Annotated in this window: 23 protein-coding genes; 2 read left to right on the top strand and 21 right to left on the bottom strand. The window is 60.6% G+C overall.

Annotated elements, in window-relative coordinates:
• Positions 1-48: 48 nt before the first annotated feature.
• The 13 genes from lpdA to ASD32_RS12260 form a co-directional block, all read right to left on the bottom strand.
• Positions 49-1,494, bottom strand: coding sequence for a dihydrolipoyl dehydrogenase (lpdA, locus tag ASD32_RS12200; RefSeq protein ID WP_060638314.1), 1,446 nt, complete (start codon positions 1,492-1,494; stop codon positions 49-51).
• 19 nt (positions 1,495-1,513) lie between these two features.
• Entirely contained in the window at positions 1,514-2,095 is a 582-nt protein-coding gene (locus ASD32_RS12205; RefSeq protein WP_060638315.1) for a GNAT family N-acetyltransferase, read from the bottom strand.
• The gene (locus ASD32_RS12210) at positions 2,096-2,737 is read right to left on the bottom strand and encodes an SGNH/GDSL hydrolase family protein (RefSeq protein WP_060638316.1); all 642 of its coding nucleotides are present in this window, start codon (positions 2,735-2,737) and stop codon (positions 2,096-2,098) included. It lies immediately after the preceding gene.
• A gap of 8 nt (positions 2,738-2,745) precedes the next feature.
• Positions 2,746-3,165 (bottom strand): endonuclease domain-containing protein, encoded by a 420-nt coding sequence (locus tag ASD32_RS12215; RefSeq protein WP_082546754.1) that lies wholly within the window; start codon positions 3,163-3,165, stop codon positions 2,746-2,748.
• Positions 3,166-3,246: 81 nt separating this feature from the next.
• Positions 3,247-4,608 (bottom strand): pyruvate dehydrogenase complex dihydrolipoamide acetyltransferase, encoded by a 1,362-nt coding sequence (locus tag ASD32_RS12220; RefSeq protein ID WP_060638317.1) that lies wholly within the window; start codon positions 4,606-4,608, stop codon positions 3,247-3,249.
• Between the two features lie 14 nt (positions 4,609-4,622).
• Complete coding sequence (locus tag ASD32_RS12225; RefSeq protein WP_060638318.1) at positions 4,623-6,014, bottom strand: pyruvate dehydrogenase complex E1 component subunit beta; 1,392 nt, start codon at positions 6,012-6,014, stop codon at positions 4,623-4,625.
• A 21-nt stretch (positions 6,015-6,035) separates the two neighbouring features.
• Positions 6,036-7,082, bottom strand: a complete 1,047-nt coding sequence (pdhA, locus tag ASD32_RS12230; protein WP_060638319.1) for a pyruvate dehydrogenase (acetyl-transferring) E1 component subunit alpha — start codon at positions 7,080-7,082, stop codon at positions 6,036-6,038.
• 147 nt (positions 7,083-7,229) lie between these two features.
• Positions 7,230-7,538 (bottom strand): septum formation initiator family protein, encoded by a 309-nt coding sequence (locus tag ASD32_RS12235; RefSeq protein WP_060638320.1) that lies wholly within the window; start codon positions 7,536-7,538, stop codon positions 7,230-7,232.
• Between the two features lie 134 nt (positions 7,539-7,672).
• Entirely contained in the window at positions 7,673-8,947 is a 1,275-nt protein-coding gene (gene eno, locus ASD32_RS12240) for a phosphopyruvate hydratase (protein ID WP_060638321.1), read from the bottom strand.
• A 134-nt stretch (positions 8,948-9,081) separates the two neighbouring features.
• The gene (kdsA, locus tag ASD32_RS12245; RefSeq protein ID WP_060638322.1) at positions 9,082-9,921 is read right to left on the bottom strand and encodes a 3-deoxy-8-phosphooctulonate synthase; all 840 of its coding nucleotides are present in this window, start codon (positions 9,919-9,921) and stop codon (positions 9,082-9,084) included.
• A gap of 2 nt (positions 9,922-9,923) precedes the next feature.
• A complete protein-coding gene (locus ASD32_RS12250) occupies positions 9,924-10,817 on the bottom strand; it encodes a VOC family protein (RefSeq protein WP_060638323.1) in 894 nt (297 codons plus the stop codon).
• 138 nt (positions 10,818-10,955) lie between these two features.
• Entirely contained in the window at positions 10,956-11,696 is a 741-nt protein-coding gene (locus tag ASD32_RS12255) for an SDR family oxidoreductase (protein ID WP_060638324.1), read from the bottom strand.
• A gap of 27 nt (positions 11,697-11,723) precedes the next feature.
• Entirely contained in the window at positions 11,724-12,488 is a 765-nt protein-coding gene (locus tag ASD32_RS12260) for an SDR family oxidoreductase (RefSeq protein WP_060638325.1), read from the bottom strand.
• Between the two features lie 140 nt (positions 12,489-12,628).
• Here ASD32_RS12260 and ASD32_RS12265 point away from each other — a divergent pair, with 140 nt between their 5' ends.
• The gene (locus ASD32_RS12265) at positions 12,629-13,540 is read left to right on the top strand and encodes a LysR family transcriptional regulator (protein ID WP_060638326.1); all 912 of its coding nucleotides are present in this window, start codon (positions 12,629-12,631) and stop codon (positions 13,538-13,540) included.
• A gap of 10 nt (positions 13,541-13,550) precedes the next feature.
• On the opposite strand, the gene ASD32_RS12270 is transcribed toward ASD32_RS12265, so the two are convergent.
• The 3 genes from ASD32_RS12270 to ASD32_RS12280 form a co-directional block, all read right to left on the bottom strand.
• Positions 13,551-14,123, bottom strand: coding sequence for a transglycosylase SLT domain-containing protein (locus ASD32_RS12270; protein ID WP_060638327.1), 573 nt, complete (start codon positions 14,121-14,123; stop codon positions 13,551-13,553).
• Between the two features lie 129 nt (positions 14,124-14,252).
• Entirely contained in the window at positions 14,253-15,974 is a 1,722-nt protein-coding gene (locus ASD32_RS12275; RefSeq protein ID WP_060638328.1) for a GH32 C-terminal domain-containing protein, read from the bottom strand.
• A 131-nt stretch (positions 15,975-16,105) separates the two neighbouring features.
• Positions 16,106-16,699 carry a TetR/AcrR family transcriptional regulator gene (locus ASD32_RS12280; protein ID WP_060638329.1) on the bottom strand — a complete coding sequence of 198 codons (594 nt, stop codon included), beginning with the start codon at positions 16,697-16,699 and terminating at the stop codon, positions 16,106-16,108.
• Positions 16,700-16,853: 154 nt separating this feature from the next.
• Between ASD32_RS12280 and ASD32_RS12285 the strand changes: the two genes are divergently transcribed.
• Positions 16,854-17,252, top strand: a complete 399-nt coding sequence (locus ASD32_RS12285; RefSeq protein WP_060638408.1) for a RidA family protein — start codon at positions 16,854-16,856, stop codon at positions 17,250-17,252.
• 124 nt (positions 17,253-17,376) lie between these two features.
• Here the strand turns inward: ASD32_RS12285 and ASD32_RS12290 are convergent, their stop codons facing one another.
• The 5 genes from ASD32_RS12290 to ASD32_RS12310 all read right to left on the bottom strand — a co-directional run bounded on the left by ASD32_RS12290 (position 17,377) and on the right by ASD32_RS12310 (position 22,994).
• The gene (locus ASD32_RS12290) at positions 17,377-17,847 is read right to left on the bottom strand and encodes a GNAT family N-acetyltransferase (RefSeq protein ID WP_060638330.1); all 471 of its coding nucleotides are present in this window, start codon (positions 17,845-17,847) and stop codon (positions 17,377-17,379) included.
• Positions 17,848-17,998: 151 nt separating this feature from the next.
• On the bottom strand, positions 17,999-19,636 hold the full coding sequence (locus ASD32_RS12295) for a CTP synthase (RefSeq protein ID WP_060638409.1): 1,638 nt from the start codon (positions 19,634-19,636) through the stop codon (positions 17,999-18,001).
• Between the two features lie 144 nt (positions 19,637-19,780).
• The gene (gene secG / locus ASD32_RS12300) at positions 19,781-20,284 is read right to left on the bottom strand and encodes a preprotein translocase subunit SecG (protein ID WP_060638331.1); all 504 of its coding nucleotides are present in this window, start codon (positions 20,282-20,284) and stop codon (positions 19,781-19,783) included.
• A gap of 258 nt (positions 20,285-20,542) precedes the next feature.
• On the bottom strand, positions 20,543-21,313 hold the full coding sequence (gene tpiA, locus ASD32_RS12305) for a triose-phosphate isomerase (protein ID WP_060638332.1): 771 nt from the start codon (positions 21,311-21,313) through the stop codon (positions 20,543-20,545).
• Positions 21,314-21,542: 229 nt separating this feature from the next.
• The gene (locus ASD32_RS12310; RefSeq protein ID WP_156383156.1) at positions 21,543-22,994 is read right to left on the bottom strand and encodes an aspartate aminotransferase family protein; all 1,452 of its coding nucleotides are present in this window, start codon (positions 22,992-22,994) and stop codon (positions 21,543-21,545) included.
• Positions 22,995-22,996 lie beyond the last annotated feature (2 nt).

Raw genomic sequence — 22,996 nt, forward strand, 5'->3', positions numbered from 1 at the left:
CCGGATAGATCGGCCCGCCTCTTCAGATGGAGGCGAGCCCTAACACAATCAAGCGTTCAGCGCACGCCCATAGGCATCGAGCACGCTTTCCTTCAGCGTTTCGGAAATCGTCGGATGCGGGAAGATCGTGTGCATCAGGTCTTCCTCGGTGGTTTCCAGGTTCATGGCGACGACGAAACCCTGGATCAGTTCGGTGACTTCGGCGCCGACCAGATGCGCGCCGAGCAGTTCGCCGGTCTTCTTGTCGAAGATGGTCTTGACCAGGCCCTGGTCTTCGCCGAGCGCAATCGCCTTGCCGTTGGCCACGAAGGGAAAGCGGCCGACGCGGATGTCGCGGCCTTCGGCCTTGGCCTTGGCTTCCGTCAAGCCGACGGAGGCAACCTGCGGGTTGCAATAGGTGCAGCCCGGGATCTTCAGCTTGTCCATCGGATGCACATTGGGCAAGCCGGCGATCTTTTCGACGCAGATGACAGCCTCATGCTCGGCCTTGTGGGCCAGCATCGGCGGACCGGCAACGTCGCCGATCGCGTAGACGCCCGGCACGTTGGTCTTGCCGTAGCCATCGATGACGATGCAGCCGCGGTCGGTCTTGACGCCGAGCGCCTCCAGGCCGAGATTTTCGATATTGCCCTGAACGCCGACAGCCGAAATCATCCGGTCGGCGGTGATCTTTTCGACCGAACCGTCCTTCTTCTCGACATGGGCGGTCACGGAGTTGGCAGCCTTTTCAACCTTCGTCACCTTGGCGTCGAGGATGATCTTCATGCCCTGCTTGTCGAACTGCTTCTTGGCGAAGGCGGAGATCTCCGCGTCTTCGACCGGCATGACCTGGCTCATCAGCTCGACGACGGTCACATCGACACCCATGGTGCGGTAGAACGAGGCGAACTCGATGCCGATGGCGCCGGAGCCCATGACCAGCAGCGATTTCGGCATTTCCTCCGGCTTCATCGCCTCGAAATAGGTCCAGATCAGCTTGCCATCCGGCTCGATGCCCGGCAGCGCGCGCGGACGGGCGCCGGTGGCGACGATGATATGCTTGGCGGTATAGGTGCCCTCACCCAACGTGTTCTTCGGGATCGGCCCCTGCGGCTGGACGATCGCCTTGGTGGTCTTGGCAACGACGATCTCGTTGGGCTTGGTCAGCTTGGCCTCGCCCCAGATGATATCGACCTTGTTCTTCTTCATCAGGAAGGCGACGCCGCCATTCATGCGCTCGGCAATGCCGCGCGACCGCTTGACGATCGCTGCCAAGTCCGGCGAAATCTTGCCTTCGAGCGTCAGGCCGTAATTCTTGGCATGCTCGGCGAGATGCAGCACTTCGGCGGAGCGCAGCAGTGCCTTGGTCGGGATGCAGCCCCAGTTGGAGCAGATGCCGGCCAGATGCTCGCGCTCGACCACGGCAACCTTCAGCCCCAGCTGTGCCGCGCGGATGGCCGCGATATAGCCGCCGGGGCCGGAACCGATCACGATGACGTCGTAGGAATTTGCCATTCTGTTTCCTGCCTCTTCCTTAGGTCATGTTCCGGGCCAAGAGGACCCATTCATGCCTTTTGCTATCTTCAAAAAGCGGCACGGCCTCAAGCCTTGCCTTCTCCGCAAATCCGTTGGCCGCATAGAGCGCCAGCGCCGTATCATTGTGGCTTTCGGTGATCAGGCTGACCTGCTGCCCTTGAGCCCTGTCGATTTCATGGGCAAGCAATGCCCGCCCGATACCCTTGCCGCGATGGTGCCGGTAGACACCGAGACTGTCGATGAACCGGCTGCCGATCACCTCGACCTGCAGGTCGAGCAGCGGCCTGATCGCCGGATGAGGTGCTGCGATATCGCGCACGCTTCTGTCCAGTTCGTAGCCGATCGACACACCGGCAATCTCGCCGTCCCATTCCGCCAGCGTTGCATCTTTCCAGGCGCCGGGCTCGCCGTCCATCCGCATCCGCGACCGCCCCTGCTCCATGGCGGTATCCTTCAATTCCCGCATGACCGCCCCATGCCAGAGCCAGGTGGCAAAACCATGGGAGGCGATATCGACCAGAATGGCCAGATCCGCCGCATCCCGCCGTTCCGCTGCCCGCAGATAGACAGACGCCGTCATTCAGAGCCCGAGCATCATCCGGACCATCGGCTCGAGGCCGCGTCCGATGGCGCGCGTATTGTCCGTGTCCAGATGCACGCCGTCGAGCGGCGTCGTGCGTGCCACCGAACCCGCATCGAAGAAACCGCAGCCGAGTTCATCCGCAAGATCGGCATAAAGCGATGCCATCATCGACGACTGCTCGACAGCGCCGGCAAACATGGCCGCAAAATTCGCGTTCGCGGTTTCGCTGATGGCCGGCGGTGCCACGATCAGGATTTCCGGCGCTTCGGCCTGCACGCCCGGCCAGCTGTGATGCCAGACGAGCTTGACCAGCCTCTCGATGCCCTTCGTGGCGCCAAAGGCGGTTCCGTGCACCACCGGCTTCATATCGTTGGAGCCGAGAAGGAAGATCACCAGATCGACCGGCGCATGCGTCTGCAGGACGGTTGGCAGGATGCGCACGCCATTGCGGTCGCAGTCGGCCAGATGATCGTCATAGGCGGTGGTGCGGCCGTTCAGACCTTCGGCAATCACCTGAACGCCATTGCCCAGCGCCTTCTGCAGCACACTTGGCCACCGGTCGTCCAACGCATGCCGGCCGCCTGTTTCCGCGTCATATCCCCAGGTCAGACTATCACCGTAGCAGAGGACTGTTTTCATATCCGCACTCAAAGTTCCCCTCCCCCTTGTGGGGAGGGGTTAGGGGTGGGGGTGGCAAGGGCCATGGCAATTCGTCGCAACACAGATGGCATATCGAGCATCACATCCTTGTTTGTAACCCGCAGAACCCGAAAATTCTCGCCACGGAGATCAGCATCGCGCTCCGCATCACGTTGCCGTTGATCCAAATCGTCATGAACGGCTCCGTCCACTTCGATGATCAGGCGCGCTCCCAGACAGACAAAATCCACAACGTAGCGGCCTATCGCCATTTGCCTGCGAAAATGCGTTCCCTGCGTTTCCGGCAATTCCCTGCGCAGAGCCTGCCAAAGGCGGCGCTCTGCTTCCGTCATTGCCTTGCGCAGCCGGGGCGCATGGAGTGCTGCGGCCGGGCTGGGTGGTGCCGGATTTTCACGGTTCCATGCCATTTCAGACCTTTCACCTAGCCGACCAACCCCCACCCGTCCGCTAACGCGGACACCCTCCCCGCAAGGGGGAGGGAAATTCACTTAAACCAGCATGCCCATCGGGCTTTCGATATAGCGCTTGAAGGCGCCGAGCAGTTCGGCTCCGAGCGCGCCATCGACGGCGCGGTGGTCGGTCGAGAGCGTCACGGTCATGACATTGGCAATGACCATCTGGCCCTTCTTGACGACGACGCGTTCCTCGCCGGCACCGATCGCAAGGATCGTTGCATGCGGGGGATTGACGACGGCGGCGAAGTTCTTGACGCCCATCATGCCCATGTTCGATACGGCCGTGGTGCCGCCCTGGAACTCCTCGGGCTTCAGCTTGCGGCTCTTGGCGCGGGCGCCGAGATCCTTCATCTCGTTGGAGATGGCCGACAGGCTCTTCAACTCGGCGCTGCGCACGATCGGCGTGATCAGGCCGCCGGGGATCGACACCGCAACGCCAACATCGGCGTGCTTGTGCTTGACCATGTTGGTCTCGGTCCAGGACACGTTGGCATCCGGAACATCACGCAGGGCCAAGGCCAGCGCCTTGATGACCATGTCGTTGACCGAGAGCTTATAGGCAGGCTTGCCGTCCCGTTCCGGGGCTGCCGAATTGAGCTGGGCGCGCAGCGCAAGCAGCGCATCCAGTTCGCAATCGACGGACACGTAGAAATGCGGAATGGTTTGCTTGGATTCCTGCAGGCGCTTGGCAATGACCTTGCGCATGCCATCATGCGGCACGAGCTCGTAGGAGCCTTCGGCGAAGTTCTTCAACACAGCTTCGTCGGATGCGCCCTTGGCCAGCGGCGCCGGAGCCGCAGCGGTTGTGGGTGCTGCAGCGGCGGCCGGAGCAGCCTTTGCGCCACCACCGGCAACGGCGGTTTCCACGTCCTTCTTGATCACGCGGCCATGCGGGCCGGTGCCGGAGACAGCGGAAATATCGATGCCGGCATCCTTGGCCAGACGGCGGGCGAGCGGCGAAGAAAATGTGCGCGTCCCCGACGCTGCAGGCGCAGATGCCTGTGCGGCGGCCGGAGCCGGAGCAGCGGTAGCCGGTGTTGCAGCTTCCGACTTTGCCGGTTGCGCGTCCGTCTTGGCCGCCTCGGCCTTCCCGGCTTCGGGTTTTGCAGCCGGAGCCGCACCGCCACCGGACGCGGCGGCTGCGACGTCTTCACCGTCGGCCGCGAGGATCGCGATCAAGGCATTGACCTTGACGCCTTCGGTGCCGGCGGCAACGACGAGCTTGGCAACCGTGCCTTCATCGACCGATTCCACTTCCATCGTCGCCTTGTCGGTCTCGATCTCGCAGAGAACGTCGCCGGACGAAACCTTGTCGCCTTCCTTGACCAGCCACTTGGCGAGGTTTCCCTCCTCCATGGTCGGCGATAGGGCTGGCATGGTGATGTTGATAGGCATCTCTTCACCCTCCCTTATTTGTAGCAGACGGTCTTTACCGCCTGGACGACATCGCCGACATTCGGCAGGGCCAGCTTTTCAAGGTTGGCGGCGTAAGGCATGGGCACATCCTTGCCGGCGATCGTCAGGATCGGCGCATCGAGATAATCGAAGGCCTGCTGCATGACGCGGGTGGCAATTTCGGTACCGACGGAGGACTGCGGGAAGCCTTCCTCGACGGTGACCAGACGGCCGGTCTTCTTCACCGATTCGATCACGGCCGGCAGATCCATCGGACGGATCGTGCGAAGGTCGATGATTTCGACGTCGATGCCTTCCTTTTCCAGTTCAGCCGCAGCCTTGACCGCATAGGTCATGCCGATGCCGAAGGACACGATGGTCGCGTCCTTGCCCACGCGATGGATCCGCGCCTTGCCGATCGGCAGCACGAAATCGTCGATCTTCGGCACGTCGAACGAATGACCGTAGAGGATTTCGTTTTCGAGGAAGATCACCGGGTTCGGATCGCGGATTGCCGCCTTCAACAGGCCTTTGGCATCGGCTGCCGTATAGGGCATGATGACCTTGAGGCCCGGAATGTGGCTGTACCAGGCGGCATAGCATTGCGAATGCTGGGCGCCGACGCGGGCGGCAGCACCGGATGGACCACGGAACACCATCGGGGCGCCCATCTGCCCACCGGACATGTAAAGGGTCTTTGCCGCCGAGTTGATGATATGGTCGATCGCCTGCATGGCGAAGTTGAAGGTCATGAATTCGACGATCGGACGCAGGCCCGTCATCGCAGCGCCGACGCCGATACCGGCAAAACCATGCTCGGTGATCGGTGTATCGACAACGCGGCGCGGACCGAATTCCTGCAGAAGCCCCTGCGTGATCTTGTAGGCGCCCTGATATTCGGCGACTTCCTCGCCCATGACGAAGACATCTTCGCTGCGGCGCATTTCTTCCGCCATCGCATCGCGAAGCGCTTCGCGCACCGTGGTGGACACCATTTCCGTACCGGCCGGGATATCCGGATCAGACGGAATGTCTGCCTTCGGCTGAGCCGGAACAGCGGCGGAAGCGTCGGACTTTGCTGGCGCTTTTGACTGTGCCGGAGCCTCGGTCTTGGCAGGCTCTGCAGCTGCGGCCTTGGGGGCTGCGACATCGCTGGTGCTTTCGCCGTCCTGCAGCAGAACGGCAATCGCCGTGTTGACCTTGACGCCTTCGGTGCCGGCGGCGATCAGAATCTTGCCGATGACGCCTTCATCGACGGCCTCCACTTCCATGGTCGCCTTGTCGGTCTCGATTTCGGCGATCACGTCACCGGAGGTGACCTTGTCACCCTCGTTTTTCAGCCACTTGCTGAGCGTGCCTTCTTCCATCGTCGGGGACAGAGCGGGCATCAGAATTTCGATAGGCATGATGTTTTCCTCGTCCCGGTCTTAAAGCAGAATATCGGTGTAGAGCTCGGATACATCCGGCTCCGGATCGGCCTGGGCAAAATCGGCGCTGTCGGCGACGACGTCGCGAACATCCTTGTCGATCGCCTTCAGCTCGTCCTCGCTCGCCCAGCCGTTGTCCAGCAGGCGCACCCTGACTTTTTCGATCGGGTCGTTCTCGGAGCGCATCTTCTGCACTTCGTCCTTGGAACGGTACTTGGCCGGGTCGGACATCGAGTGACCGCGGTAGCGGTACGTCTGCATCTCGAGGATCATCGGGCCCTTGCCGGCACGGCAATATTCGACAGCTTCGTCGCCCGCAGCCTTCACCGCACGTACGTCCATGCCGTCAACCTGGAAGCCGGGGATACCCAGCGCAATGCCGCGCTGCGAGAAATCGTGACCGGCAGAGGCACGCGACACCGAGGTGCCCATGGCGTAGCGGTTGTTCTCGACGATGTAGATCACCGGCAGGTTCCACAGAGCCGCCATGTTGAAGCTCTCGTAGACCTGGCCTTGGTTGGCAGCGCCGTCGCCGAAATAGGCGAGCGAGACATTGTCATTGCCGCGGTAGCGGTTGGCGAATGCCAGACCAGTACCGAGCGAGACCTGCGCGCCGACAATGCCGTGGCCGCCGTAGAAATTCTTTTCCTTGGAAAACATGTGCATCGAGCCACCCTTGCCGCGGGAAAGCCCGCTGCGGCGGCCTGTAAGCTCGGCCATGACGCCGCGTGCACTCATGCCGCAGGCCAGCATGTGGCCGTGGTCACGGTAGGCGGTAATAACCTGGTCGCCATCCTTCAGCGCCATCTGCATGCCGACGACGACAGCTTCCTGGCCGATATAGAGGTGACAGAAACCGCCGATGAAGCCCATGCCATAGAGCTGGCCGGCCTTTTCCTCAAAACGGCGGATGAGGAGCATTTCGCGGTAGGCCTTCAGGTCGGTATCGCGATCGAACTCGGCGATCGTCCCGTTTGTGAAGTCCTTTTTTGCTGGCTTTGCAGCTGCCTTGCGACTGGAAACGGACGCGGATTTTCGCGGTGCCATTCAATCCTCCCTATGGTTGGCTTTTGCAGTACCATAGGGAAAGAATGCCATCACAGCAATGCCATATTTGCATGGCTTATATTCCTATCAAGTTATTGATATGAATATACTATTTCAAATTAACCTGTTTTCGGTTAATGTGACAAATCAATGAAAGATCACGATTTCGTCGCTGCGGGACATGTTCAGGCCGAAGCGGGCCTTTTCGTCCAGCATGTCGCGTTCGAGCGAACCGTCGCTGAGAAGTGCGACTTCCTTTTCCAGCACCTGGCGCTTGGCAGTCAGCTCGTCCAGCCGCGCCTGACGCTCCAGCCGCTGCCGGTCGAATGTCTCGGTCGCCTTCAGCCCAAAATCCCCATGAATGGAATGATAGCCGAAATAGGAAAGAAAGGCGACCGTGATGAGCGGCATCACAAACCGCCCGAGCTGCCGTTTTTTATGGTGTTTGGTCCACATAGATCATGCCCTGATACGCAATACCAGTGCAGGCTACCAGCCATTGATTAACCGACCGTTGACCATAACACAGCCAATGAAAAACCCGCGTCCGTTTCCAGACGCGGGTCTCATCATTTCAGAGCTTGCGCTGATCAGCCGCGCAGGATCGAGCGGCCGGCATATTTTGCCTGCGGGCCGAGCTGTTCTTCGATGCGGATCAGCTGGTTGTACTTGGCAAGCCGGTCGGAGCGCGACAGCGAGCCGGTCTTGATCTGTCCGCAATTGGTAGCGACGGCGAGATCGGCGATCGTCGAATCCTCGGTTTCGCCCGAGCGGTGCGACATGACGGCGGTGTAGCCGGCCTTGTGTGCGGTTTCAACCGCATCCAGCGTTTCCGACAGCGAACCGATCTGGTTGACCTTGACGAGGATCGAGTTGGCGACGCCCATCTTGATACCGTCGCGCAGGCGCGAGGAATTGGTGACGAACAGATCGTCGCCGACCAGCTGAACCTTCTTGCCGGCGAGATCGGTCAGCGTCTTCCAGCCTTCCCAATCGTCTTCAGCCATACCGTCCTCGATCGAGGCGATCGGGTATTTGGCAGCCAGTTCGGCCAGGTATTCGGCCATCGCGCCCGGCTCGAGCGTGCGGCCCTCGCCCTCCATGACGTATTTGCCGTCCTTGAAGAATTCGGTCGAGGCGCAATCGAGACCGAGGAACATGTCTTCGCCCGGCTTGTAGCCAGCCTTTTCGATCGACTTCATGATGAAGTCGAGCGCTTCGGAGGCGCTGTTCAGGCCCGGTGCAAAGCCGCCCTCGTCGCCGACATTGGTGTTGTGGCCCTTGGCCGACAGTTCTTTCTTGAGAACGTGGAAGACTTCCGCGCCCATGCGCACGGCGTCGCGCAGGCTTTCGGCGCCAACCGGGAGGACCATGAATTCCTGGAAGTCGATCGGGTTGTCGGCATGGGCGCCGCCATTGATGATGTTCATCATCGGAACCGGCAGCAGGCGGGCGTTCGGGCCGCCGACATAGCGGAACAGCGGCAGGTTGGAGGCTTCAGCGGCGGCCTTGGCCACAGCCAGCGACACGCCGAGGATGGCGTTGGCGCCAAGGCGCGACTTGTTGGCGGTGCCGTCCAGTTCGATCATCGTCGCGTCGATATGGAGCTGGTCTTCGGCATCCATGCCGCCGATCGCTTCGAAGATTTCGCCGTTGACGGCTTCGACTGCCTTTTCGACGCCCTTGCCAAGATAGCGCTTGCCGCCATCACGCAGCTCGACAGCTTCATGCGCGCCGGTCGAAGCGCCCGAGGGAACTGCAGCGCGGCCAAAGCTGCCGTCTTCGAGATGGACGTCGACTTCGACGGTCGGGTTGCCCCGGCTGTCGAGAATTTCGCGGCCGATGATGTCGATGATTGCAGTCATGATCTCTTCCCTGCTTCAAACATGGTGGTGGAGGATGGCCCTGTCATAATTCATGGACCGGAAATTACAATGGCGGGGCCTGCGCAATTGCGGCCTGGCACCCCGCCGTCAAGAAAAATTCACACAGCCGGCGATCAGCGTTTGGTGACCGCGTCGAAGGCCAGAAGCGTCTCCAGCAAGCGCGGCATGTCCTTCAGATAGACCATGTTCGGGCCATCGGACGGCGAATTGTCGGGATCCTCATGGGTCTCGATGAACACGCCGGCAACGCCGACAGCAACCGCTGCCCGCGCGAGCGTCTCAACGAATTCGCGCTGTCCTCCCGACGATCCGCCCTGCCCGCCCGGCTGCTGCACGGAATGGGTCGCGTCAAAGATCACCGGCGCACCAAGGCTCGCCATGATCGGCAGCGACCGCATATCGGAAACCAGCGTATTATAGCCGAAGGAGGCGCCGCGTTCGCACAACAGCACGTTCGGATTGCCGCTTTCGGTAAATTTGGCGAGCACGTTCTTCATGTCCCAGGGGGCGAGGAACTGGCCCTTCTTGACGTTGATCACGCGGCCTGTCTTGGCGGCTGCGACCAAAAGATCGGTCTGGCGCGACAGGAAGGCCGGGATCTGCAGGATATCGACAGTCGGGGCGACCAGCGCGCACTGCTCTTCCGTATGGATGTCGGTGATAACCGGAAAGCCATATTCCTTTTTCAGGTCGGCAAAGATTTCCATCGCCTTTTCCAGGCCAATGCCGCGCTTGCCGGAGATCGATGTGCGGTTGGCCTTGTCGAAGGATGATTTGTAGACATAGCCAAGGCCGAGCGACTTGCAGAGTTCAACCATCGTACCGGCAATCATGAAGGCGTGGTCGCGGCTCTCCATCTGGCAGGGACCAGCGATCAGCGACAGTTTTTGCGTGTTGGAAAACACCACCTGATTGGCGCCGCTACCGGCAACGACATTTGCATTGGTCTGCATGATTATTCTCCGAATGCGAAAATGACACCCTGCCCCGGCGCTTCCGGAACGATCAGGCGATTGTCTTTTTTGATGAAGGTGACGGCGTTGGCCTCGAGAAGCCGCCCGGTTACCGCCAGATCGGCAACCTTGAAGACGATGGCGCGGCCGCACAGGCCGCGCGAATGGCCGGTCGTCTTCTTGTCGAAAAAGCCCGTCATGCCCGCCGGGTTGAGGACGGAAATCTTGATGCCGTTGCGCGTTTCGATATCCATGCCGAAGGAATGCGCCGAGACTTCGCGCTCATCGATCACTTCCTGCAAGATATACTGGAAATCGGTCGGGTTCGGTTCCGACAGGACGACCTCCGCCATGCCGGTCACACCATTTCCGTGGGTTTCCAGAGCGGAACGGTCAGACGGCAGCGGTTGAACGCGCTGACAGCTGAAAAAGAAGAAATCCGGCGCGCGCAGGTCAGCGGCAAAGGCGAGGCGAAAACTGCCGACGGCCTCAGAGCCGTCCGGAAGCGTCATCGGCCGGGAAAATTCCAGCATGCCGCCAGCCGAAATGCCGTTTTCCTGAAAACGGGCCTGGTCGGCGATTGCGTCGCCGGTGGAGACCACGATTGCGGAGAACCCATCCTGGCCACGGCGGAACCGGTAGGCCTGATCCCGGGCGACGAAGATATTGCCGGCGAGTGCTGCAGCCTCGCATTCTTCGCGCTGGGCGATGCCAAGCGGCTCGAGATAGGTCTTGTCGGCAAAGAAGACGCAGGCATTCTCGGTGCCGAAGGGATGAAGCGCATCGGCAGCCACGGTAAAGCCCAGCTGCTCATAGCGATTCCTCGCCGTTGCCAGATCGATGACCGGCAGGACCAGATGGTCGAGCAGACGGGGTGTACGGGAGGCAGCGCTCATGAATGTCCCTGAAACTGGTCGTTGGCTGGTGCTTTGCCCGTTTTGACCGCCAATTTCAAGGAAATGTTGAATCGTCAACCTTGTGTTGAACGCAAACCCATGGCCCGATGGAAATCATCGGGCCATGCGTGGCGGATATCAAAGATTGCTCATGCCGCCGTCGATGATCAATTCGCTGCCGACGGTATAGGCCGATTCGTCGGAGGCGAGGAAAACGACGGCCCTGGCAATTTCGCCCGGCGTACCAAATCTGCCGGCCGGGATCTTGGCCGCAGCCATGGCGTCGGTGTCGGCGGCCGACATGCCGAGCTTTCCGTAGAGCGGGGTGGCGACCGGACCGGGGCTGACGGCATTGACGCGGATGCCACGGCCGATCAATTCCCCCGACAGCGTCTTGGCAAAGGACAGCAAGGCAGCCTTGGTCAGCGCATAGACGCTGGTATTGGGCATGCCGATATGGGCATTGATCGATGTGTTGAGCACGATCGAGGCCGGATTTGAAAGAACCGGCAACAGCGCCTGGATCAGGAAGAACGGGCCTTTGACGTTGATCGCGACCGAGCGGTCGAAAGCCTCCTCGTCAAATGCTTCGATCGGCCGGAAATCGGCAGCACCGGCATTGACGAACAGGATGTCGAGATGACCGAAGGTGGATTTGACGGCCTCGACGACGGCTTTTTGCCCGGCAACATCGCCGGCATTGGCCTGTATGAACAGAGCCGTGTCGCCGAGCACGGCGCGGGCCGTCTCTATGGTTGCCGGATTGGTGCCGGTGACCGCGACGCGGGCGCCTTCGGCGATGAACTGGCGGGCCGTTTCAAGGCCGATACCGCTGGTGCCGCCGGTGATCAGGGCTGTCTTGTTGAGCAAGCGTGACATGGTGGAAGTCCTTAATCGAGACAGGGTTCAGGAGCGGGTGATCGAGGCGCCGCCGTCGACGAGCGATGCCGTGCCGGTGACGAAGGCGGAATCGTCCGAGGCGAGATAAAGCACAGACCGGGCCAGCTCTTCAGGCGAGGCGACGCGCTTCAGCGCATGCAGATTGGTGATGAACGACTGCGATTCCGGCGTGTTGTTCATCTCGCGATACATGTCGGTATCGACGGCACCGGGCAGGATCGCATTGACGCGCACGCCCTGCGGACCGAACTCGGCGGCCAAAGCCTGCGTCAGGCCAATCAGGCCGGCCTTCGAGGCAGCATAGGCGGCAACGCCCGGAAAGGCGAAACTGTAGCCGACGAAGGTCGAGGTAAAGATCACCGAGCCCGCGCCATGCTTGACCATCTCTGCGATCTGATGTTTGGCGCCGAGAAACGACCCGGTGAGGTTGATGGCGATCGCATCGTTCCAGCCCTGTTCCGACACGCCGGTGGAAGGACCGGCTTCGCCGAGCGTTCCGGCATTGTTGAAGGCGACATCGAGGCGGCCGTATGTTTCGACGGCAAGGGCGACGATCGCCCTGGCATAATCTTCCGAGCGGACGTCACCGGCAAGGGCGACAGCATCGCCGCCCGCAGCCTTGATCTCGGCCACAAGCGCGTCAAGCTCGCTCTGGCGGCGGGCGCCGACGACGAGCTTTGCGCCTTCGGCGGCAAACAGCTTTGCGGTGGCGCGGCCAATGCCGGCGCTGGCACCGGTGATGATTGCGACTTTGTTGGACAGGCGTTCCATGATCTTTTCCTCGTGTGGCAGAGCGGGTGAGACGCCGGATGGCCGTCTCTTCATGCCGTTTGCTTGAGGGGAATATGGCTTTATTCTAACGTTCGGATTAGTCTGCAAATCAAGGAACTCGTATCCGGAAAAACCGAACAATGATGAAGCTCGACGGGATTGCCAGTTTTGTCGCCGTTGCCGAAAGCGGCTCGATCAGCGAGGCGGCGCGACGGCTGAGGTTGTCGAAGTCCGTAGTCAGCGAGCGGCTTGCCGAACTGGAGCGCAGCTTGGGTGCCGGGCTGTTGCACCGGACCACCCGCAAGCTGACGCTGACAGAGGACGGAACCGCCTTTCTCGAACGCGCCAACCGCATCGTCCAGGAGATCGAAGCGGCGACGTCGGACATGGCGGAACGGCGCGGCACCATTTCCGGCCCCTTGCGCATCTCAGCCCCCGTCACATTCGGCCGGATGCATCTGGGCCCAGCGCTCTATCCTTTTCTGGCTGACCATCCCGATCTGCAACTGACGCTCGATCTTGACGACCGGCGCGTCGATGCCGCCGCCGACGGGTATGATGCGGTGCTGCGCAACGGCCCGATCGCCGATTCAAGGCTGATGGCCTGGCGGCTGGCGCCGAGCCGCCGCGTGCTGGTCGCCTCGCCCGCCTATCTCAAAGACCATGGCAAGCCGGCATCGATCGAGGACCTCGAACAGCATCGCGGCATCTTCTATACCAATCGCGGCGTTGCAGACTGGCGCTTTCCCAGCATCGGCGGCACGGTCATCGTGCGCGGCAAAATGGGGCTTGGCCTCAACAATGGCGACATGCTGCGCGACGCGGCCATTGCCGGTCTTGGCATCGCGCTCATTCCGATGTTCGCGGTCGGTGCGCAGGTTGCAGCGGGTGAGCTTGAGACGATCGATATCGGCGTTCAGCCGGAACTCGAATATATCCACATTGCCCATCCAGACGGACGCCGTCCGTCCGTCAAGCTGCGGGCGCTGGCCGATCACCTGCGGGCGGCATTTGGCAGCCCACCCTATTGGGATCCGGCATTTACACAGTGAGGACTTAAGATCAGTCGCAGGAGCGCAGCTGCTTGGCATAGGCATTGGCGATATTGGCCGAACGCTGGGCGGCTTTCTGCAATTGCGCATTGCCGCGCCAGGCGCCTTTTCGATAGCCGGCATCGCCGAGATAATAGGCCAAATAGAGATTGTAGGCATCGTTGCGGGCGATGCCGTTCTTCCTGCTGTTCTTGTTGTGATACCAGGCGACAAAATGGATGGCGTCGGAGAATTTCGTACGCCTTGCCATCACATTGCCGGTCGAGCTCTTGTATTCCGACCAGGTGCCGTTCAAGGCCTGTGAGAAGCCATAGGCGGTGGATTGCCGTTTCCAGGGAATGAAACCCAGCAGCTTGGTGCGGGGCGGACGGGCATTCGGGCGGAAGCCGGATTCGGTGTAAATCGTCGCCATCAGGATCGGCACGGGCACACCATATTGGCGCTCGGCGTGGTTTGCGGCGCGCTGCCAGTTGTCGAGCCAGCCATCGCGCTGATCAAAAATCGCGCAGGCATTGCGGGTATCCCGGGGTGCACTCGCACAGCCGGCCAGCGGCAGAAGGGCGACGATAAACGCAATACGCATCGCTTCAGATCTCTCACTTTCAGAGAGATTACTAACCGGTAAACGTTAAAGAGACGTTTTTAGGCAAATGGGAACGAACCACTCACCTCATTTTCGGACGGTGCCGCGCGAACAACTCTGCAATTAACTCTAGAGTTTCAGGGCAAAGATGCGGCCTGACGTTACGTAACCCTCGGCCGCTTCCAGCCGCACGGAGCGCACCGGCTCAAAGCCTTCGATCCGCTTGGTCCCCGCCCAGCGGCCGTGATCGGCAAAGACCTCGATCGAACCTGCATCGAGGAAAATCCGCAAATTCACGGGACGGGCGCCGCGTGCGATATAGCGCGGTTCGGTCCCCCCGTCCGCCTGCGCATGCGGGCCCGGCAACGCGTAGAGAATGGACAATCCCTCCGCATCGAGTTGCAGCGCCAGATCGGCATCCGGATGATCGAAATGCAGGACGAAGGAGGCGCCGGGCCAGGAGAGATCCAACAGGATCTCCACCGCCCCCGTTTCGAGCTGCACTGTTTTTCCGGCGGCGAGCCCGGTATCGTCGATGATGCCGCTGCGCAGGCTCTCGACGGCTTCAACCGGCGGCGTCAGGATGGCGCCGTCCTCAAGCCGCAGGTTTCGCGGCAGTGTCATGGCGGTTGGAAAATCGATCGTGTGAGACACATCCGCCCAGTTGGCAAGCCAGCCTATGCCGACGGGCACGCCCGCATCGACAAAGGCCTGGAAGGCATAATTGTCAGTGCCGAAGTCGAGTTCCTGCTCGAAATCCGTCATGAAGCGGACGCCGTCAAAATGCCCGACCGCAATCAGCGTCAGGTTCTTGCGCCCGGTATCGGCATGGGTGCTGTTCATCAGGCCGTAGACCAGCGCCCAATGGGTATCTGGATCATCGGCGGGGCCATCGAGCGGCAACAGGCACGGGCATTCGATGACGGCCGTGCCGAAGCGTTCCTCCAACAGCAGCGTGCCGGCAAAGCGCCAGCCGGCGGCAGCTGTTGGATCGTCGGTCTCGTAGAGAAGGATGACGCCGCCCTGCTGGCTGAGGCTGCCAAGCACCATTTTCCACAGGCCGTCCGGCCCCTTGACCACGTAGGGATCGCGAAAATCGAGCGTCAGGCCGAGACCCACCGGGCGGTTTGCAAGGATGACCTCGGCCTGGCTGGCGGTGATGATATTGTGCGAGGTGGCGGTCAACTGCACTTGAGTCTCCGGCGTCCGGTCGATCACCTGTTCGGTGAAGAAGACGCGGATGCCGCCTTCATCACCCATCGGGATGGCCGAGCCGGAAAAAGCTCCGCCCCGCCGGTCCGGACGGGCCGTCAGGTCTTCGGAGGGAAACAGGAAGATCGGCATGTGATGCCAGTGAATATAATCCTCCGACACGGCATGTCCCCAATGCATGGTGTTCCAGCGAAGGCCGTGGGAATAATGCTGGTAGAAGAGATGCGGACGGCCGGCAAAACGGCCGAAGCCATTGGGGTCATTCATCCAGCCGAAGGGCGGGCGGAAATGATAGCCGTGCGGCACGGGGGCCGGGGCGTTGGCGGCGCTGGTGTGCATCACGGTAATGCCCTTTTCCACCACTTCCGCCGCATTGAAGAAATAGGCAACGGAGACGGCTGTCGTCTTTGTGTCGTAGACGCAGGAGAGCGCGCCGCCGCTGCTGGCAACGAAGGTACGGAAGACATATTCCTCGGCATTGCTGACGGAAACCTCGCCGATCTTGTCGCCGCCAAGCATGAAGGCCATTGTGCCCGGCGCGTCCGGCGTCACGGCTTTGAGCCAGACATGCAGCGTCGCGCTGAGCGGGACGTCGGCCTGCAGGACCTTCAGGGTTTCCGTGGTGATTGCATCCGCCATGTCCGATTTTCCTTCCTTCAGCACGCAGCAGCCTTCCGATCGAAGAGCCGGGGCACGCCTTTCTCAAAGCCATGTCTGCGACCTAGTGCCGAAGTGCCGGATGTAAAGAAGAATATCTGAAGCCGAGCCGTCTATTCCGGCCGCACCAGAAGCCCCGTGGCCAGCGACTGGAATGCTTCGACAGCCTTGGGCAGAACGTCTTGCGGGTCGTCACTGGCGGCGATCCAGAGGGCTGCATTGAGGGCTGCGCCACTGAGAAGGCGGGCGGCGGCTTCGGCATCGACCGGCTTCAGAATTCCTTGTGAAATCAAACGCTCGACCGTTCGCAGGGTCGCCTGAAGACAACTGCTTTGGCTCGGCCATTGCGATGGATCGCCCAAGACCGCCGGTCCGTCGCGCAAGACGATCCGTTGCACTTCAGGGTCCAGCGCCATCTCGATATAGGCCACACCTTCGGCCAGCAAGCACTGCCAATCGTCCCCTGCCCCTGCCCCGATCTGTTGCGCGCGCAACGCCATTTCCGAATCGATCTGATCGACAACTGCCGCCAGAAGCCCGCGTTTATCCCCGAAATTATGATAGAGAGCGCCCCGCGTCAGGCCGACGTCTGCGGTCAAATCGTCCATGGAAGCGGCTGAATACCCCTTTTCCGCAAACGCCTTGCGCGCGGCTGCAATCAGCTTGACGCGGTTTTCTTCCATCATCTCAAGGCGCCGGTTGGCCATCTGATCCCCAAATTTGTATACGGTTCGTATATTAAATTGACATGCGTCTGGCATGCTGCTATTTCATATACGTACCGTATACGAAATAGCCTGAGCTGTGAAGCAGAAAACGCTGCTTATGAAATACGGCCCCACACCCTTATGAGAGATGAAAATGACTGAACGCCAAGCAATCTTCCCGCCGGACAAACATGCACTCTATGAGGCGCACGGCTATTCGGCGGCCATTCGATCCGGCGACCTGCTGTTCGTGTCCGGCCAGGTCGGCAGCCGTACGGACGGCACGCCTGAGCCTGACTTCGAACAACAGGTCCGGTTGGCCTTTAAAAATCTTGAGGCCACGCTCAGTGCTGCCGGCTGCACATTCGACGATCTCGTCGATGTGACGTCGTTCCACACAGACCCCGAAAACCAGTTCCCAACCATCATGGCCGTCAAGCAAGAGGTTTTCAGCAAACAGCCTTACCCGAACTGGACGGCCATCGGCGTCACCTGGCTTTCAGGCTTCGACTTCGAGATCAAGGTTATCGCGCGCATCCCTGCCGGCGCGTGAATTTCACGTCGGCGAAAAACTCTTTCCTATGCGAAAAGAGCGGGAAGCCGTTCATCCTTTTATCCTCGCCACGTTTGTGGCGGGGGTGGCCCAGAGGTCCGGTCGCCTCCACCATTGCCAGTTGTCATGATAACCGTAGCTTGTAGCCGATATGGCTGGGTTCGAAACCCAGCCGGTCATAGAAACGATGTGCATCGGGCCGCAGCTTATCAGTCGTCAACTGCATCAGGGCGCATCCGTGCGAACGGCTATAGTCGATCGCCCATTTAAACATCGCCTCACCGATCTTTTCGCTGCGTCTCGACCGGGAAACGCGAACAGCTTCGATTTGAGCCCGCTTGCTTCCGCCGCGAGACAATCCGGGGATGAAGGTCAGCTGAAACGTACCGACGGCTTCACTTCCATCCTCCACGATGCACAGGAATTGATTGGGATCCGCGTCTATCTGCGAAAAAGCTTCGCGATACCGGACCGCATCCTCTGGCCGGATCGTTTCCCGCGACGCACCCAAAACGTCATCGGCGAGCAGGCCGACGATCGCTGCCAGATCGGCCTCGGCTGCCTTGCGAAAGGTAAGCTGCTGCAAGTCCCACATCCTCCAGTTCAGCGCGTGCGGATAAGATCGAATCAGCACGCAAGAGACCGGAAACAGACCACAAAAAACCCGCCCGCAACAATCTTCTGCAAGCAGGTCCTAAAATGCGTCAATATCAATCAGCGGCCCGTGCGATGACCGGCCCCCGCGATTAAACCAGCCGGCTTTGTTCGACGGCCGCTTCGATGAAGCTGGCGAACAGCGGGTGCGGGTCGAGCGGGCGGCTTTTCAGTTCCGGGTGGTACTGGACGCCGATGAACCACGGGTGATCCGGGTATTCGACCGTTTCAGGCAGCACGCCGTCCGGGGACATGCCGGAGAAATCAAGGCCGCAGGCTTCCAGCCGGTCCTTGTAATCGACATTGACCTCGTAGCGGTGGCGGTGACGCTCGGAAATATCGGTCGAGCCGTAGATATCGGCAATCTTGGTGCCCTTCTTGAGGCTCGCCTTATAGGCGCCAAGACGCATGGTGCCGCCGAGATCGCCGGAGGCTGCGCGCTTCTCCAGCGCATTGCCCTTCACCCATTCCGTCATCAGGCCAACGACCGGCTCCTCTGTCTTGCCGAATTCGGTCGAGGAGGCCTTTTCGATGCCGGCAAGATTGCGGGCCGCTTCGACCACCGCCATCTGCATGCCGAAGCAGATGCCGAAATAGGGCACCTTGCGTTCACGGGCAAAGCGCACCGCCTGGATCTTGCCTTCCGAGCCGCGTTCGCCAAAACCACCGGGAACGAGGATTCCGTTCACCTTTTCGAGATAGGGCGACGGGTCTTCCTTCTCGAAGACCTCCGATTCGATCCACTCGAGCTTGACCTTGATGCGATTGGCGATGCCGCCATGGTAGAGCGCCTCGATCAGCGACTTGTAGGCATCTTTCAGGCCCGTATACTTGCCGACGATGGCGATGGTGACCTCGCCTTCCGGCGTGCGGATGCGGTTGGCCACTTCAAGCCAGTTTTCGATGCGCGGTGCCGGTGCCGGCTCGATGCCGAAGGCAGCCAGCACCTCGTTGTCGAGGCCTTCGCGGTGATAGGCGATCGGAACGTCGTAGATCGACGCGACATCCAGCGCCTGGATGACGGCGGACGGGCGCACATTGCAGAACAGCGACAGCTTGCGGCGTTCGGCCTCGGGGATTTCGCGGTCAGCGCGCACCAGCAGGATATCGGGATGAATGCCCAGCGCCTGCAGTTCCTTGACGGAATGCTGGGTCGGCTTGGTCTTCAGCTCACCCGCAGCTGCAATATAGGGCATCAGCGTCAGGTGAAGATAGATCGCGGTGCCACGCGGAAGATCGTTCTTCAGCTGGCGGATCGCCTCCATGAACGGCATCGCCTCGATATCGCCGACGGTGCCGCCGATTTCGCAGATGACAAAATCGAAATCGTCATTGCCTTCGGTGACGAAATTCTTGATCTCGTTGGTGACGTGCGGAATGACCTGAACGGTGGCGCCGAGATAATCTCCGCGGCGTTCCTTGTCGATGATGTTCTTGTAGATGCGGCCGGTGGTGATGTTGTCGGTCTTGGTCGCCGAGCGGCCGGTAAAGCGCTCGTAGTGACCGAGATCAAGGTCGGTCTCCGCACCATCGTCGGTCACGAACACTTCGCCGTGCTGCGTCGGGCTCATGGTGCCCGGATCGACGTTGAGATAGGGGTCAAGTTTGCGAAGCCGCACCCGGTAGCCCCGGGCCTGCAGCAACGCTCCGAGAGCAGCTGCGGCTATCCCTTTGCCAAGGGAAGAAACCACGCCGCCAGTGATGAATACATATCGCGCCATGGGCTTCACCGGATACCGTTTCAAAAATGATTCCGCCACCGAAAAATTCATCTTCCAGAATTTTTTCGTTCAAAAGGTTCGGATGGCAAAATTCACACAAAAGAAAACCGGCGGAAGACTGGCTTCCGCCGGCGATTATATCTGTTTTGAGCCTTACTGGCCGCTTGGGACGTCCGAACCGGATGTGGCCGGCTTGGTCTCGGTCGCTGCAGGCGTCTGCGTTGCAGGCGTCTGGGTGGTCGCGGGTGTCTCAGCCGTTGCCGGCGTCTGCGTGGTGGTCGCAGGCGTCTGGGTGTTGGCGCCAGACTGTGCTGGTGTCTGGTTCTGCGCAGGCGTCCCGCCAGCCGGTGGCGTCGTGCCGCCACCCAGCGAATCAAGCACGCCGTTGCCGTTATTGGTCGTGCCCGGGATGCGATCGAGGACGTCGGTGGCGTTCGGCTGGTAACGGGCGAGAATGCCCATGCCGAGTGCCAGCACGAAGAACAGGGCGGCAAGGATCGCAGTGGTGCGGGTCAGCGCATTGGCCGTGCCGCGCGCGGACATGAAGCCCGAGCCGCCGCCGATGCCCAGGCCGCCGCCTTCGGAGCGCTGAATGAGCACGACGCCGATCAGCGCCAGCACAACCATGAGATAGATGACAAGCAATACGGTCTGCATTTTGTCCAGTCCTGCCTTAGATCACGGTCCGTCCGGCTGATGGCAGCCAAGGGATGGAGGCGCGATCGGGTGATCGTCCGGCATGGGTGACGCTGCGAAATTGCCAAGGCAAGTTTCGACGTCCGCTCCAAGCGGCAAAGATTAGTGTTGGCGGCTGCATATACCAAGCCACCGCGCATTAAAAGCCCCTGCCCGTCTTAATACCAAGGATCGGCGGACAGAAGCGTAGAGGACGGCATAGTGCCGGTCCGCAAGCAATCAGGCCGTCAGTTCTTCATACGCCCGGTAGATGGCGAGGAAGTCGTCGGCTTTCAAGCTTGCGCCGCCAATCAGGGCGCCATCGACATTGGCAACACCCATCAATTCCTTCGCATTGCCCGGCTTGACCGAACCGCCATAGAGAATGCGCATCTTCGCGCCGGCCGGGCCAAAGCGTGCGACGAGTTCTGAGCGCTGGAATGCGTGGGCTTCCTCGACATCGGCAGCGGTCGGCGTCAGGCCCGTGCCGATCGCCCAGACGGGTTCATAGGCGATGACAGTATTTTCAGCGGTTGCAGTCTCCGGGATGGAGCCTGCAAGCTGGCGCTTGAGCACATCCAGCGTCTGGCCGGCCTTGCGCTCGTCGCCGGTCTCGCCGATGCAGATGATGGCAATCAGCTCGGCGCCATAGGCAGCCTCAGCCTTCGCGCGGACCACGGCGTCGGTTTCCTTGTGATCGGTGCGGCGCTCGGAATGGCCGACGATCACATGGGTGCCGAAGCAATCGGCGATCATTTCGGCGGAGACATCGCCGGTATGGGCGCCGGAGACCTTTTCGTGGCAATCCTGTGCGCCGATCAGAAGCGGGCTGTCGTCGCAGAGTGCGGTTGCCACATAGAGCAGGGTCGCGGGCGGGCAAATGAGGGTTTCGACCTTTTCGGACAAGTCTCCCTTGACGCCTTCCGCCATCGCCTTGATCTGATCGAGCGACGCGCGCAGACCATTCATCTTCCAGTTTCCGGCAACAAGCGGTTTCACGTCGGGCGTCATATCGTCTCCTTCAAGGCTAAGTCCTTTTCCCGGCAAAGGCCCTAGCAAATAAGCCGGGCAAAGAAAAGCACGGTGACGAAGAGGACGCGCGGATTGCCCGCTTGTCATGCGGGGTCCTGCGGGCGGCTGCTTCCCCGCTCAGATCGACACGGACCTCGTGGAATCAACAAGGACACGGCGCATCCGGCACCGTGTCCTCTTTTCATTTTACCAGATTTTCCAGTGGCAATCAGCCGATCTGGCTGCCGACGAAATCCTTGACGATGCGGATAATGCCGCGGCCCAACAGGTCGTCGAGCGCGTCGCAGAGATGATCGACATGCTGGCGCTCGCAGATCAGCGGTGGCAGTAGGCGGATGACGTTGCGGTTATATTCGGTGAAGGCCACCAGCGTATCGTAGTCACGCAGCAGAAGCGCACCGATGAAACCTGACAACGATCCCTTCAGCTTGTCATCCAGCACCGCAACCACCGGCCGCAGAACCATCGGTAGCGTCTGGCTGAAATCCTGGAATTCGAGCCCGACCATCAGGCCCTGCCCGCGCACATCCTTGATGATCTTCGGATACTTGTCCTTCAGCGCGGTCAGGCGCTCAAGCAGGTACTCGCCCTGCACAGCGGCATTCTCGATCAGATCCTCGTCGTAAAGTACATTCAAGGTCTCGATAGCCGTAATGCAGGCCTCGCCGATACCGCCGAACGTGGCATGGGCGTGGATCATCGCGGTCTTCGGCGTCCCATAGGCCTTCATATAGATTTCGCGGCGGGCGATCATGGCAGCCATGGCCGTCTTGCCGCCTCCGAGCGACTTGGCGACCGCCGTGATATCAGGCACGACGTTGGCATATTCGAAGGCGAAGAAGCGGCCCGAACGGCCGACGCCGCACTGAACCTCATCAGCCACCCAGATGACGCCATGCTTGTTGCAGAGCGCGCGAACCTCCTGCCAGAACTCCGGCGGTGCGATGTTGATGCCGCCACCACCCTGAATGGTTTCCAGCACCAGAACGCCGATCGTCGGATCGCTCTCGAAAGCGTGGCGGATCGCGTCGATCTCCCCGAACGGAATCTTGACGTTGTTGTCGAGCAACTTGAAATCGCCGCGATACAGCGGACCGTCGGTGATCGACAGTACGCCCCGCGTCTTGCCGTGGAAGGAGTTCTCGGCATAAACGACACGCGGCCGCTTCGGGCCGGCGACGCGTTCGGCCAGCTTGATGGCAGCTTCCATGGCCTCCGAGCCGGAGGAGCCGAGGAACACCATGTCAAGGTCGCCAGGGGCAATCGCAGCGAGGTTCTTGGCGAGAGCCGCCGCATATTGCGACATGAAGGCGATGGCGATCTCGTGGCGGTTTTCGTCCTGGAACTGCTTTCGCGCGGATATCAGGCGCTGATGGTTATGGCCGAGCGCCAGCGAACCGAAACCGCCGAAAAAGTCGAGAATCTTCCGGCCATTCTGATCGACATAATACATGCCCTCGGCCGTTTCGATCTTGATCTTGTTGAAACCGAGCAGTTTCATGAAATGAAGCTGACCCGGGTTCAGGTGATCCTTGAACAGAGCCGTCATATCGGCGACGCTCATATCCTTGGCCTGTGCAACTGTCAGCAGGTCGGGCTTGTTGATACCGCCGGAAAGAGCGGGTGCGTCGATGGCGACACGTTGCGTTTTGTCGAGCATTG

The organism is Rhizobium sp. Root483D2 (genome assembly GCF_001426685.1).
In the GTDB taxonomy this organism is placed as follows: Bacteria; Pseudomonadota; Alphaproteobacteria; order Rhizobiales; family Rhizobiaceae; genus Pararhizobium; species Pararhizobium qamdonense.